Origin of the sequence: Nocardioides cremeus (assembly GCF_030518195.1) — a bacterium.
Classification (GTDB): domain Bacteria; phylum Actinomycetota; class Actinomycetes; order Propionibacteriales; family Nocardioidaceae; genus Nocardioides; species Nocardioides cremeus.
On record NZ_JAULSC010000026.1, the window covers coordinates 1 to 12,955 of the forward strand.

A 12,955-nucleotide genomic window follows, 5' to 3' on the forward strand; every position below is an offset into this window, starting at 1 on the left:
GCCGCTGGCCCGCCCCGGCGTGGCGGTGGCGGCGACGCTGGTGCTCATCGACGCGGTCAAGGAGCTGCCGCTGGTGCTGATGCTGCGGCCCTTCGGCTTCACGACCCTGTCGGTGTGGGTCTACGAGCTGGCCTCCGAGAACTTCTGGGAGCGGGCCGCGCTGCCGGCGCTGCTCATCGTCGCCGTGGCCGTGGTCCCGGTCGTGCTGACCTTCCGGGCCACCGGCACCCGCGCCGAGGCCGACCCGGGCGCCACCGGCACGGCCGCCCCGGCGGCGCTCTCGGGGTCGCTGCCCGCGGCGCCCGGCCAGGTCAGCACCACGCTGACCCTCGACCGCGGCGGTGCCGAGGGGCCAGGCAGGATGGAGCCATGACCAGCACCCGGAGCACGCCCGCCGACGGGTCCACCGTCGGGTACGGCGTACCCGCGCTCGAGCTGGTCGCCGCGACCAAGAGCTACGGCTCGCACCCGGCGGTCCGCGGCGTCGACCTCGCGGTCACCGCCGGCGAGGTCGTGACCGTGATCGGGCCCTCGGGCTGCGGCAAGTCGACGCTGCTGCGCCTGGCCGCCGGCCTCGAGCGGCCCGACGGCGGCGAGGTGCGCGTCGGCGGCAAGGTCGTGGCCGGTCCGACCTGGGTGCCCCCCGAGCGCCGACGGGTGGGCATGGTCTTCCAGGACCACGCGCTCTTCCCGCACCTCGACGTGGCCCGCAACGTCGCGTTCGGCCTCGACGAGCTGCCCCGCACCCAGCGTGCCGCCCGGGTCGCGGAGGTCCTCGAGCTCGTCGGCCTCTCGCACCTGGGCCACCGGCACCCGCACGAGCTCTCCGGCGGTGAGCAGCAGCGCGTGGCCCTGGCCCGGGCGCTGGCACCGCGACCGACCGTGGTGCTGCTCGACGAGCCGTTCTCCTCGCTCGACGCCAACCTGCGCACCCAGGTGCGCGCCCAGACCCTCGAGGCGCTGCACGAGACCGGCAGCGCGGCGCTCGTGGTCACCCACGACCAGACCGAGGCGCTGTCGATGGGCGACCGGCTCGCTGTGCTCAAGGACGGCGTCGTACGCCAGGTGGGCACCCCCCACGAGGTCTACGAGTCGCCCAGCGGCCGCTTCGTGGCCTCGTTCATGGGCGAGGCCGACTTCCTGCCCGCCCACGTGCGCGACGCGCTGCTGACCTGCGAGATCGGCGTCGTGTCGACGGTGCCGGGCTGGGGCCGCACCGACCTCGACGTCGAGGTGATGCTGCGCCCCCACGAGGTCGCGCTGCGCGTCGACCGCGCCTCGCACCACGTGGTCGAGCGGGTGGAGTACCACGGCGCGTTCGTGCTGCACCACGTGCGGCTGGCCTCGGGCAGCACCGTGCGGTCGTGGCAGCAGCACGACGTGCAGCACGTGCCGGGCACCCCCGTGGCCGTCTCGGTCGTGCCTGGCTCGCGCCCGGTGCTGCTGGCCGGCGACGACGCGCTCAGCGCCCCGCCCGACACCGCCCGCCGCTGACCCGGCCCGAACTTCACGCCGACCCGGCCCGAACTTCACGTCGAGCCGGCCCGAACTTCACGCCGAGCCGGCCCGAACCTCGCGTCGAGCCGGCCTGGATCTCACGTCGAGACGGCCCGAACCTCGCGTCCGCGGGACCAGGCACGTCGGGGTTGCGGGCCGGTGCACCGCCGAGGCGGCTCCGCCACCGGGTGACCAGACCGCCGCAAGAGGTCGGCAGGAGGTTTGCGCCGGGTCAGGGCGAAGTTCAGGCCGGGTGGGCGGGAGATTCGCGCCGGGTCAGCGGGAAGTTCAGGCCGGGTGGGCGGGAGATTTGCGCCGGGTCAGCGGGAAGTTCGGGCCGGGTCGGCCGGGTCGGCGGGTGCCGCGGAGCAGGCGCTCGGCGCGGGTGGCGACCCGCCAGGCGAGGACGCCGACCACGAGGCTGAGCAGGGTGGCGAGGGCGGGGTAGTCGTCCTCGAGGTGCGGGTAGACCTGCCAGTGGGTCAGGTAGATGTAGAGCGACGCGCCGGCCAGGGTGGCGGCCAGGCGGGCCGCGGCGGCCGGGAGCCGGACCTGGCGCGACCAGGTCAGCACCAGCAGCCCGGCGACCACGACGGCGCTGCGGGCGTCGTCGGCGAAGAAGCCCGGCACGGTCAGCACCGCGAGCGCCGAGACCACGAGCCGGTGACCGGTGCTGCGGGCGCGGGCGACCGCCCAGCCCAGGGTGAGCAGCCAGGCCACGACCGGGGCGCGGTGGATGACGTCGCCGTCGGGCAGCGGCACCAGCTCGTAGCGGGTCAGCAGCGCCATCAGGGTCAGGGCGACAGGGAACCAGAACGGCCAGCGCCGCTCGGTGCGGTCGAGCACCGGTACGGCGACCAGCGCGGCGACCCCGAGCACGAGCAGCACCAGGGCCTCGACGAACCAGTGGTGCCAGGCGGGCTCGGTCCATCCCGGCGGGCCCAGGAAGCCGTTGACCAGCAGCGCGGTCTGCCAGGGGTAGGCGCCCAGCAGCAGCGCGGTGCCCCCGATCCACAGCACGGCCGGCACCACCACCCGCACCGCGCCGGCGACCAGCCGGCGCACCCGCTCGCGACGCCCGACGTCGCCGAGGGCGAAGCGCGCCAGGTTGAAGCCGGCGAGCGCGAGCAGCAGGTGCGCGCCGCCGAGCAGGGTGAGCAGGTTGGCGTGGGTGCCGACCACGGCCACGATCGCGACCGCGCGCAGCACCACGTTGGTCTCGACGGCCCGGCCGCGGCGGGTCCGCGCCACCGCACCGCCCTCGAGGTCGGCCACGGTGCGCAGGTGCCAGTCGGCCGGCAGGTGGCCCAGGGCCTCCTCGAGGCGCACCGAGGTCTCGACGTAGGTCAGGGAGTCGCCGCCGAGGCCGGCGAAGGTGTCGTCGTCACCGACCGGGCGGCCCAGCACCCCGCTGAGCACGTCGCGCACGGTCTCCGGCTGCGCCGGGGCCGGCGGCGCGGCGCCGGTCGGTGCGGGAGCGGCGAGCGCGGCCACCGAGCGGTGGTCGGGCTTGCCGTTGGTCAGGCGGGGCAGCTGCGCCACCGCGTGCACCTGCACCGCCGCGGCCGGCAGCCCGGTGGCGGCGGTGACCAGGCGGCATACGCGGGCGAGCAGGCGGGTGGCCCCGCCGTCGGCCCGGGGCTCGACGGCCACGACCAGCTGCTCGGTGGCGCCGTCGGTGGGCGGGGTGCTCGCGACCAGGGCACGCACGCCGTCGCCGACCAGCGCACGCTCGACGCGGTCGAGGTCGATGCGCAGGCCCATCACCTTGGCGATGCGCGAGAGGCGGCCCACCACCTCCCACAGCCCGTCGTCGCCGCGGCGGGCCAGGTCGCCGGTGCGCAGGCGGTGCACGTCGCGGCCACGGCCCAGGTCGCCCGGGCCCTCGGCGTAGCCCAGCATCACGTTGGGGCCCTCGTAGACCAGCTCGCCGGTGCCCTCCGGGGCCCCGGGGACCTCGGCCAGCTCGAACCGCCCGCCGGGCACGGGCACCCCGATCGCGGTGGGCCGCGCGGCGGCCAGGTCGGGCGGCAGGTAGGCCATCCGGGCGGTCGCCTCGGTCTGGCCGTACATCACGAAGAGGTCGAAGCCGCGGCGCTGGCCGAGCTCGGCGTAGGCCCGCACCCGCGCCGGCGACATCGCGCCCCCGGCCTGGGTGAGGTAGCGCAGGGTCGCCGGGGCGACCTCGTCGAGCCCGACCCGCTCGAGCAGCTCGAAGGTGTGCGGCACCCCGGCCAGCGAGGTGGCGCCGTGCTCGTGGGCCGCCGCCCAGAAGCACGGGTCGACGACCGAGGCCTCGCTGAGCAGCACGCCGGCGCCGCGCAGCAGGTGGGTGTGCAGCACCGAGAGCCCGTAGCAGTAGTGCAGCGGCAGGCTGAGCGCCGCCAGGTCGTCCTCGCGCAGCGGCAGGTAGGCCGCGATCGACTCGGCGTTGGCCTGCAGGTTCGCGGCGCTCAGGCGCACCAGGCGCGGCGAGCCGGTGCTTCCCGAGGTCGAGAGCAGGGCGGCGAGGTCGGGGTGCAGGTCGTGGGCGGTGCCGGGGCGCCGCTCGTCGAGGGCGTCGCCGCGCGCCACCACGTCGGGGTCGTACGCCGCCCGCGTCGCGGCCACCACGTCGGGCCGGGCCGCGTCGACGACGACCACCGGGTGCCCGCCCGCGAGCGCGGCCAGGTAGGTGGCGACCGAGTCGACGTCGGAGGCCATCTCGAGCAGCACCAGGCGGCGGACCGGGCCGAGGCGCTCGGCGCGCTCGGCGACCAGCCCGGCCAGGTCGGCGTACGAGACCACCCGGCCGTCGTGCACCAGCGCGCGGCGCCCGCCCCAGCCCGCGAGGTCGCGCGCGAACCCGACACCCGGGGCGGGGGCCGTGGGCGTCCCGGAGCGGTGCGGGAGGTGGGGGGCGATACTCACGACACGATGGTAAGGCAAGCCTCACCTATGCACGAGTCGTCGTCCCAGCGGCCGGGACCCCGGGGAGCTTCAGTCGGAGCCGACGCCACCCAGGCGCAGCCAGGTGTCGACGACGGTGTCGGGGTTCAGCGACATCGACTCGATGCCCTGCTCGAGCAGCCACTGGGCGAGGTCGGGGTGGTCGGAGGGGCCCTGGCCGCAGATGCCGACGTACTTGCCCTGCGCCTTGCAGGCCTTGATGGCCAGCTCGAGCATGTAGAGCACCGCCGGGTCGCGCTCGTCGAAGCCGTCGGCGACCAGGCCCGAGTCGCGGTCGAGGCCCAGGGTCAGCTGGGTCATGTCGTTGGAGCCGATCGAGAAGCCGTCGAAGTGCTCGAGGAACTGCTCGGCCAGCACCGCGTTGGAGGGCACCTCGCACATCATCACGACCTTGAGGCCGTTCTCGCCGCGCACCAGCCCGTGCTGGCCGAGCAGCTCGACGACCCCGCGCGCCTCCTTGAGGGTGCGCACGAAGGGGATCATCACCCAGACGTTGGTCAGGCCCATCTCCTCGCGCACGTGGCGCAACGCCTCGCACTCCATGGCGAAGCACTCGGCGAAGTCCTCCGAGAGGTACCGCGACGCACCGCGGTAGCCGATCATCGGGTTCTCCTCGTCGGGCTCGTAGCGCTCGCCGCCGACGAGGTTGGCGTACTCGTTGGACTTGAAGTCGCTCATCCGCACGATCACCGGCTCGGGGGCGAAGGCGGCGGCGATCGTCGAGACGCCCTCGGCCACCCGCTGCACGAAGAACTCGCGCGGCGAGGGGTACGCCGCGATCATCTCCTCGACCTCGTCGCGCAGGTCGCCCGGCAGCGCCTCGGCGTCGTCCTGCAGCTCGAGCAGCGCGCGCGGGTGGATGCCGATCTGGCGGTTGATGATGAACTCGAGCCGGGCCAGGCCCACGCCCTTGTGGGGCAGGCGCGAGAAGGCGAAGGCCTGCTCGGGCGTGCCGACGTTCATCATGATCTTGACCGGGAGGTCGGGCATCGAGTCGAGCTCGGTGCGCTCGACCTCGAAGTCGAGCAGCCCCTCGTAGACCAGCCCGGTGTCGCCCTCGGCGCAGCTGACCGTCACCTCGCGCCCGTCGGTGAGCTCGCGGGTGGCCGAGCCGGTGCCGACCACGGCGGGGATGCCCAGCTCGCGGGCGATGATGGCGGCGTGGCAGGTGCGGCCGCCGCGGTTGGTCACGATCGCCGAGGCGCGCTTCATGATCGGCTCCCAGTCGGGGTCGGTCATGTCGGCGACCAGCACCTCGCCGGGGGTGAACTCGTGCATCTGGTCGATGTCGGTGAGCACGCGCACCGCGCCGGCGCCGATGCGCTGCCCGATCGCGCGGCCCTCGACCAGCACCTCGGCGCCCTTCGAGACCGACGGGTCCATGGCGTAGCGCTCGAGCGTGCCCGAGCGGCGCGACTGCACGGTCTCGGGGCGCGCCTGCAGCACGTAGAGGTGGCCGTCGACGCCGTCCTTGCCCCACTCGATGTCCATCGGGCGCCCGTAGTGCTCCTCGATGGTCAGCGCGTGGCGGGCCAGCTCGGTGACCTCGTCGTCGTCGAGGCTCAGCAGCCGGCTGCGCGAGGGCTCGACGTCGACGAACTCGGTGGTGCGCCCGACCGCGGTGTCCTGCGTGTAGACCATCTGGGTGGCCTTGCCGCCGACGCTGCGCTTGAGCACCGCGGGGCGGCCCTCGCGCAGGGCGGGCTTGTAGACGTAGAACTCGTCGGGGTTGACCGCGCCCTGGACCACGCCCTCGCCCAGGCCGAAGGCGGAGGTGATGAAGACGGCGTCGGTGAAGCCCGACTCGGTGTCCATCGTGAACATCACGCCCGAGGAGCCGATGTCGGAGCGCACCATGCGCTGCACGCCGGCGGAGATGCCCACGGCGTCGTGGGCGAAGTCGTGGTGCACCCGGTAGGCGATGGCACGGTCGTTGTAGAGCGAGGCGTAGACCTCGCGCACGGCCTGCAGCACCGAGTCGATGCCGCGCACGTTGAGGAACGTCTCCTGCTGCCCGGCGAACGAGGCGTCGGGCAGGTCCTCGGCGGTCGCCGAGGAGCGCACCGCGAACGACGGGGCGTCGGCTCCCTCGCTGGTCGACTCCTCGACCAGCGCGTCGTAGGCGGAGCGGATGTCGGCCTCGAGGTCCTCGGGGAACGACTGGCCCACGACGGCCTCGCGGATCTCGCGGCCCACCTCGGCCAGGCGGCGTACGTCGTCGGTGTCGAGGTCGGCGAGCAGCCCGGAGATCCGCTGGGCCAGCCCGGTGTCGCCGATGAAGCGGTGGAAGGCCTCGGCCGTGGTGGCGAAGCCGTTGGGCACCCGCACCCCCAGGTCGGTCAGGTGGGAGACCATCTCGCCCAACGAGGCGTTCTTGCCGCCCACCTGGTCGATGTCGTCGAGGCCGAGGTCGGAGAACCACCGGACGTTGCTGTGCTCGTCAGGCTGGCCGGGCCGGCCGGACTCGTCGGTGCTGGCGGGCTGGGTCTGCTCGGTCATGCGGGGTTCTCTTCCTGGGTGCGGCGGACGCGCTCGGCGGCCTTGGCTCGGGAGGTGCGGTTCTGCAGGATCAGCGCGCTGATCTCCTCGACGGACTTGGCCGAGGAGTCGACGACGGGCAGGCGGAAGGCCTCGAAGAGCTGCTTGGCGCGGCGCAGCTCCCACCGGCACTGCTCGGGCGAGGCGTAGCGCGAGCCGGGGCGGCGCTCGTTGCGCACCCGGCTGAGCCGGTCGACGTTGGTGGTGATGCCCCAGCACCGGTCGGCGTACGCCGCCACCGGGCCGGGCAGGTCGCTGCGCTCGAGGTCCTCGTCGACCAGGGGGTAGTTGGCCACGAAGAGCCCGTGCTGCAGGGCGAGGTACATGCTGGTGGGCGTCTTGCCGCAGCGCGAGGGCGCCAGCAGGATCACGTCGGCGCGGTCCATCGCGCGCAGGCTCTGCCCGTCGTCGTGCTCGATGGTGAACTCCACCGCGGCCATCCGGCTGTTGTAGCGCTGGATGTCGCCGACGCCGTGCAGCCGGGCGGCCTCGCGGCGCCCCGAGCGGCCCAGGATCGACTCGACGCGCTGCATGTGCATGCCGAAGAAGTCGATCAGCGGCGCCCGGGTGCGATTGAGCTCCTCGCGCACGCCGTCCTCGGCCGCGGTGGTGAAGACCAGCGGGGTGACGGCGCCCTCCATCTGCTCGTCGAGCATCGCGACGACCTCGCGGGCGTGCTCGACGGTGGAGATGAAGGGGATGGTGGTGCGCTCGAACTTGGCGTCGGGGAACTGGATGAGCAGCGCGTTGCCCATCGTCTCCGCGCTGATGCCGGTGGAGTCGGAGAGGAAGAAGACGGGCACCACCGGGTCGGAGTCGTCGTCCACCATCCACCTCCTCGCCGGGGGACCGTGCCTGCGGGTGCCGGTCCTGTGCGGCACGGTAGCGCCTGGTCGTCCCGCCCGGGGACCGCCCCGCGATGTGGTCGTCGCCTGTCACCCGTAGGAGGGAGGATCGAACGGGCGGGGACGGGTAAAGAACGAGCGTGAGCATCTCCGTGGCCCCGACCTCCGCGCAGGCCGGCCCCCGACCCCTGACGATCGCCTCGGTGCCCAGCGGCCACGTCTACGTGCGCCACCTGGCGCCCGAGGGCCCCGTGCGCGACGCGCAGGCCCATCGCCTGCCCGACCCGCCGCCCCGCGTCGCCGACCCCGAGCCGGGCCAGTGGTGGCCGCCGGTGATGCTGGACCCGGCGTGGGTCCGCGCCCACGACTTCGACCTGCTGCACCTGCACTTCGGCTTCGACGCGCTGCGTCCCGAGGACCTGGTCTCCTTCGCCGACGCCGTCCACGAGACCGGCCGCGGCCTGGTTCAGACCCTGCACGACCTGCGCAACCCCCACCACGCCGACCGCCGCCTGCACGACGAGCAGCTCGACGCGCTGGTGCCGCGCGCCGACGCGCTGCTGACGCTGACCCCCGGCGCGGCCGAGGAGATCCGTCGCCGGTGGGACCGCGAGGCCACCGTGGTGCCCCACCCCCACGTCGTCGACCTGCGCACGATGGCGGTGGCGGCCGACTGCCGTGCGCGGCGGCGTACCGGCGCCTTCCGGGTGGGGCTGCACGTCAAGAGCCTGCGCGCCTCGATGGCGCCGATGCGGCTGCTGCCCACGCTCGCCGAGACCGTGGCCGACCTGCCCGACGCGGTGCTGCAGGTCAACGCGCACCGCGACGTGATGGAGGGCGGCGCCCGCGAGGACGCCGAGCTGCGCGGCTGGCTGCGCCGCGCGGCCGAGGCCGGCCGGGTCGACCTGCGGGTCCACGACTTCCTGCCCGACCCGGAGCTGTGGGCCTACCTGGGCTCGCTCGACCTGTCGGTGCTGCCCTACCGCTTCGGCACCCACTCGGGCTGGCTGGAGGCCTGCCGCGACCTGGGCACCACCGTGCTCGCGCCCACCTGCGGCTACTTCGCCGAGCAGGGTCCGGTGCTGACCTACGAGCACGACGAGGACCACGTCGACCTCGACTCGCTGGCCGCGGCGGTGCGCCGCGCCCACGCCGAGCGGCCGCGCTGGGGCGCCGGCATCGACGAGCGCCGCTCCCAGCGGCGCGAGGTGGCGCGGGTGCACGAGCGGGTCTACGCCGACGTGGCGCGCTCGGTCGGCCGGACGGTGGCCGGGTGAGCCCGCTGACCGCCCGGCCGCTGCGCGTGTGCCTGGTGGCCTCCTCGCAGCACCCGATCCGCGAGCCGTTCGCGGGCGGCCTGGAGTCGCAGACGCACTACCTGGCCCGCGAGCTGCGCCGCCGCGGGCACCAGGTCTCGCTGTACGCCGCTCCCGGCTCCGACCCCGCGCTGCAGGCGCGCGAGCTGACCCTCGACCGGTTCCGGCCCAGCGCCGCGGCCAGCGCCGACGTCAACGCTCCCCCGGCCCGGTGGATGACCGAGCACCACGCTTACCTCTCCCTGATGCTCGACCTGGCCGGCGCGGGTGGCGACGAGGTCGACGTGGTGCACAACAACTCCCTGCACCACCTGCCGGTGGCGATGGCGCGCACGCTCGCGGTGCCGGTGGTGACCACGCTGCACACCCCGCCGCTGCCGTGGCTGGAGTCGGCCTTCCACCTCAGCCCGGACACCCCGGCCGTCGCGGTCTCCGAGACCTGCCGGCGGATGTGGGCGCCCCGGGTGCGGGCCTCGGTGGTGCGCAACGGCGTCGACACCGAGCGCTGGCGTCCCGGCGCCGGTGGTGGCGCCGCGCTCTGGTCGGGACGGATGACGCCCGAGAAGGCGCCGCACGACGCGATCCTGGCCTGCCGCCGGGCCGGGGTGCCGCTGCGGCTGGTCGGCCCGGTCAGCGACCCGGCGTACTACGACGCGATGGTGCGCCCGCTGCTGGGCGGCGACGTCGAGCACCTGGGCCACCTCTCCCACGTCGAGCTGGTCGAGGTGGTCGGCTCGGCGTCGGTCGCGCTGGTCACCCCCCGCTGGGAGGAGCCCTACGGCCTGGTCGCGGCCGAGGCGATGGCCTGCGGCACGCCGGTGGCGGCCTACGACCGCGGCGCGGTCGCCGAGGTGGTCACCCCCGCCGCCGGCGTGGTGGTGCCCGCCGACGACGTCGACGCCCTGGCGGCCGCGCTGCCCCGCGCGGCGGCGCTGCCCCGCGACCGGGTGCGGGCCACGGCGGTGCGGGACTGCTCGCTGCAACGGATGGTCGACGAGTACGAGGCGCTCTACCTCTCCCTGGCGGCGACCCGGCGCCCCGCCGCATGAGCGCGGGAGGCGTCGGCTGCTACGTGCACCACCACGGCAGCGGCCACCTGCACCGCGCGGGGGCGCTGGCCCGCGAGCTGGGCGGGCGGGGCGTCGCGGTGACCGGCCTGTCCTCGCTGCCCCGTCCGGACGACTGGGCCGGCGAGTGGGTCGACCTGCCCCGTGACGACACCGTCGGGCCCGGCCGGCCAGACCCCGGCACCGCCGACCCGCGGGCGGGTGGACGGTTGCACTGGGTGCCGCGGCACCACCCCGGCCTGCTGGAGCGGCACGCCACCGTCGCGGCCTGGCTGGCGCGCGCCCGCCCCGCCGCGGTCGTCGTCGACGTGTCGGTCGAGGTGGCCCTGCTGGTGCGGGTGCACGGCGTGCCGGTGGTCTCGGTGGTGCTGCCCGGGGTCCGCGACGACGCGGCCCACCGGCTGGGCCACGACGTCTCCGACGAGCTCGTCGGGCTCTGGCCGGCCGAGGTGACCGCGACGCTGCTGGGGGTCGCTCCCGAGGTGGCGGGCCGGGTGCGCGCCCTGGGCGGGCTGTCCCGCTTCGAGGTCGAGGCGCCCCCCGCGCTGCGGCGCCCCGGCCCGCCCCGGGTGCTGGTGCTCGGCGGCCGCGGCGGCGACGCCTGGGCCGAGGCGGAGCTGGAGGCGGCGACGGCCTCGGCCGGCTCGTGGGACTGGCAGGTGCTGGGCGGCACCGGCGGCTCCTGGGTCGCCGACCCCCGTGAGGCGATCCGCGATGCCGACGTGGTGCTGACCCACGCGGGCCAGAACGCCCTCGCTGAGGTGGCCGCCCTGCGTCGCCCGGCCGTGGTGGTCCCGGCCGAGCGGCCCCACGACGAGCAGCGGTGCACCGGTCGGGTGCTCGCCGCGGGCCCGTGGCCCGCAGTGGTCGTGCCGTCGCTGGCCGACGCGCGCTGGCCCGACGTGCTCGAGGAGGCGGGGGCCCTCGACGGCTCGGCCTGGGCGGGCTGGGTCGACGGGCAGGCCGCGGCGCGTCTCGCCGACGTCGTGCAGCAGGTCGCCCGGTGAGCACCGCCGTGGTCACGATCGCGCACGGGCGCCACGAGCACCTGGCGATCCAGCGCGCGTCGCTCGCGCTCGGCGACCGGCTGCCCGACCTGACCGTCGTGGTCGCCATGGACGACGACCCGCCCGTGCCCGACCTGCCCGGGATCGAGACGCGGGTGCTGCACCTGCCGGCCGACCCGCGGGGGCTCCCGCTGGCCCGGGCCCGCAACACCGGGGTGGCCGAGGCGGTGCGGCTGGGCGCCGAGGCGCTGGTGCTCCTCGACGTCGACCTGCTGGCCGGGCCCGGCCTGGTCGCGGCGTACGCCGACGTGGTGGCTCGCGATCCGGCCGGGCTGTGGTCGGGGCCGGTCACCTACCTGCCGCCGGCGCCGGCGGCAGGCTACGACCTCGGGGCGCTGGAACGGCTCGACGACCCGCACCCGGCCCGGCCCGCACCCGCGCCGGGCGAGCTGGAGCACGACGCCTCCCCCGACCTGTTCTGGTCGCTGTCCTTCGCCACCTCGGCGGCGACCTGGGAGCGGATCGGCGGGTTCTGCGAGGACTACGTCGGCTACGGCGGAGAGGACACCGACTTCGCCCGGCTCGCGGTGGCCCGCGGCGTGCGGCTGGGCTGGGTGGGCTCGGCCCGCGGCTTCCACCAGCACCACCCGACGCAGGACCCGCCGCGCCAGCACGTCGACGACGTGCTGCGCAACGGGGCACTCTTCCGCCGCCGGTGGGGCTGGTGGCCGATGACGGGCTGGCTGGAGGCCTTCGAGGCCGAGGGGCTGGTCGTCCGCGCGGGCGACGGGTGGGCGCGAGCCTGAGCCCGTCGGCCCAGCGGAGGGGTCAGCGCCGGCGGCGCGCCAGCACCCGCTCGAGCAGCCGGGCCACGTCGGCGGCCAGCGGGCGGTCGGCGGGGTCCTTGGCGAGCATCCGCTGCACGGTCTCGCCCAGGCGCCGGTCGACGCTGGGCGGCAGGTCGGGGGCCGGGTCGTTGAGGTGGGCCAGCGCCGAGGCCACCGGCGACTCGCGCTGGAAGGGCTTGACGCCGGTCAGGCACTGGAAGGCCACGACGCCCAGCGAGTAGACGTCGGAGGCGGCGGTCGCGCGGCGGCCCGAGACCTGCTCGGGCGAGATGTACTCCATCGTGCCGAGGACCTCGCCGGTGCTGGTCAGCGGCTCGATGTCGTCGCCGGTGGCGATGCCGAAGTCGACGAGGACCGGCTGGCCGGACTCGCCGACCACGATGTTGGCGGGCTTGATGTCGCGGTGCACCACGCCGGCGGCGTGCACCGCGCTCAGCGCCGAGGCCAGCTTGGCCACCAGCCCGGCGACCTCGAGCGGCGGCAGCGGGCCGCGCTCGGTGACCAGCTCGCCGAGGGTGTCGCCGGTGACCAGGCGCATCGCGAGGTAGGGCTGCACCGCGATCCCGTCGTCGTCCTCGCCCACGTCGTAGACCTGGGGCAGCCCGGGGTGCGAGAGCTGGCGCAGGGTGCGTGCCTCGGCCTCGAACCGGTTCCGGGCGGTGTCGTCGTCGGCGCGCTGGGCGTGCAGCCGCTTGAGCGCGACCAGGCGCTCGTCGCGGAGGTCCTGGGCGGCGAAGACGCTGCCCATCGCGCCGCTGCCGATCAGCTCGACCAGCTCGTAGCGCCCACCGACCACCACCGACGTCGCCGCCGGGGTCTCGGTGTCGCGCTGGGCACTCATGACCCACATGATCACACCGCCCACCCCACCCCTGGCCACCTCCCCGC

At 75.3% G+C, this 12,955-nt stretch carries 9 protein-coding genes and 1 pseudogene; 6 read left to right on the forward strand and 4 right to left on the reverse strand.

All coding sequences use genetic code 11. The features are described 5' to 3' along the window. Together QWJ41_RS18620 and QWJ41_RS18625 are read left to right on the forward strand one after the other, a co-directional pair. A pseudogene (locus tag QWJ41_RS18620) lies at window positions 1-373 on the forward strand (hypothetical protein); the annotation flags it as partial. Beyond that, on the forward strand, window positions 370-1,494 hold the full coding sequence (locus QWJ41_RS18625) for an ABC transporter ATP-binding protein (protein ID WP_302709980.1): 1,125 nt from the start codon (window positions 370-372) through the stop codon (window positions 1,492-1,494). The pseudogene QWJ41_RS18620 and the gene QWJ41_RS18625, both read left to right, overlap by 4 nt. Window positions 1,495-1,785: 291 nt before the next feature. On the opposite strand, the gene QWJ41_RS18630 is transcribed toward QWJ41_RS18625, so the two are convergent. From QWJ41_RS18630 to QWJ41_RS18640, 3 genes are all read right to left on the reverse strand, one after another. After that, window positions 1,786-4,407, reverse strand: coding sequence for an AMP-binding protein (locus tag QWJ41_RS18630; protein WP_302709981.1), 2,622 nt, complete (start codon window positions 4,405-4,407; stop codon window positions 1,786-1,788). A 69-nt stretch (window positions 4,408-4,476) separates the two neighbouring features. Continuing rightward, window positions 4,477-6,945 (reverse strand): phosphoenolpyruvate synthase, encoded by a 2,469-nt coding sequence (ppsA, locus tag QWJ41_RS18635; RefSeq protein ID WP_302709982.1) that lies wholly within the window; start codon window positions 6,943-6,945, stop codon window positions 4,477-4,479. After that, the gene (locus tag QWJ41_RS18640) at window positions 6,942-7,811 is read right to left on the reverse strand and encodes a pyruvate, water dikinase regulatory protein (protein WP_302709983.1); all 870 of its coding nucleotides are present in this window, start codon (window positions 7,809-7,811) and stop codon (window positions 6,942-6,944) included. Before QWJ41_RS18640 ends, ppsA begins: the two co-directional genes overlap by 4 nt. A 158-nt stretch (window positions 7,812-7,969) precedes the next feature. Here QWJ41_RS18640 and QWJ41_RS18645 point away from each other — a divergent pair, with 158 nt between their 5' ends. Genes QWJ41_RS18645 through QWJ41_RS18660 form a run of 4 tightly spaced genes read left to right on the forward strand, consistent with a single transcriptional unit; the run spans window position 7,970 to window position 12,025 of the window. Continuing rightward, the gene (locus tag QWJ41_RS18645; RefSeq protein WP_302709984.1) at window positions 7,970-9,106 is read left to right on the forward strand and encodes a glycosyltransferase family protein; all 1,137 of its coding nucleotides are present in this window, start codon (window positions 7,970-7,972) and stop codon (window positions 9,104-9,106) included. Then, window positions 9,103-10,194 (forward strand): glycosyltransferase, encoded by a 1,092-nt coding sequence (locus tag QWJ41_RS18650; protein WP_302709986.1) that lies wholly within the window; start codon window positions 9,103-9,105, stop codon window positions 10,192-10,194. The genes QWJ41_RS18645 and QWJ41_RS18650 overlap by 4 nt, the downstream gene beginning before the upstream one ends. Further along, the gene (locus QWJ41_RS18655) at window positions 10,191-11,219 is read left to right on the forward strand and encodes a glycosyltransferase (RefSeq protein ID WP_302709987.1); all 1,029 of its coding nucleotides are present in this window, start codon (window positions 10,191-10,193) and stop codon (window positions 11,217-11,219) included. The genes QWJ41_RS18650 and QWJ41_RS18655 overlap by 4 nt, the downstream gene beginning before the upstream one ends. Further along, complete coding sequence (locus QWJ41_RS18660; protein ID WP_302709988.1) at window positions 11,216-12,025, forward strand: glycosyltransferase family 2 protein; 810 nt, start codon at window positions 11,216-11,218, stop codon at window positions 12,023-12,025. The genes QWJ41_RS18655 and QWJ41_RS18660 overlap by 4 nt, the downstream gene beginning before the upstream one ends. Window positions 12,026-12,047: 22 nt before the next feature. Here the strand turns inward: QWJ41_RS18660 and QWJ41_RS18665 are convergent, their stop codons facing one another. Then, window positions 12,048-12,908 carry a serine/threonine-protein kinase gene (locus QWJ41_RS18665; protein ID WP_302709989.1) on the reverse strand — a complete coding sequence of 287 codons (861 nt, stop codon included), beginning with the start codon at window positions 12,906-12,908 and terminating at the stop codon, window positions 12,048-12,050. Window positions 12,909-12,955 lie beyond the last annotated feature (47 nt).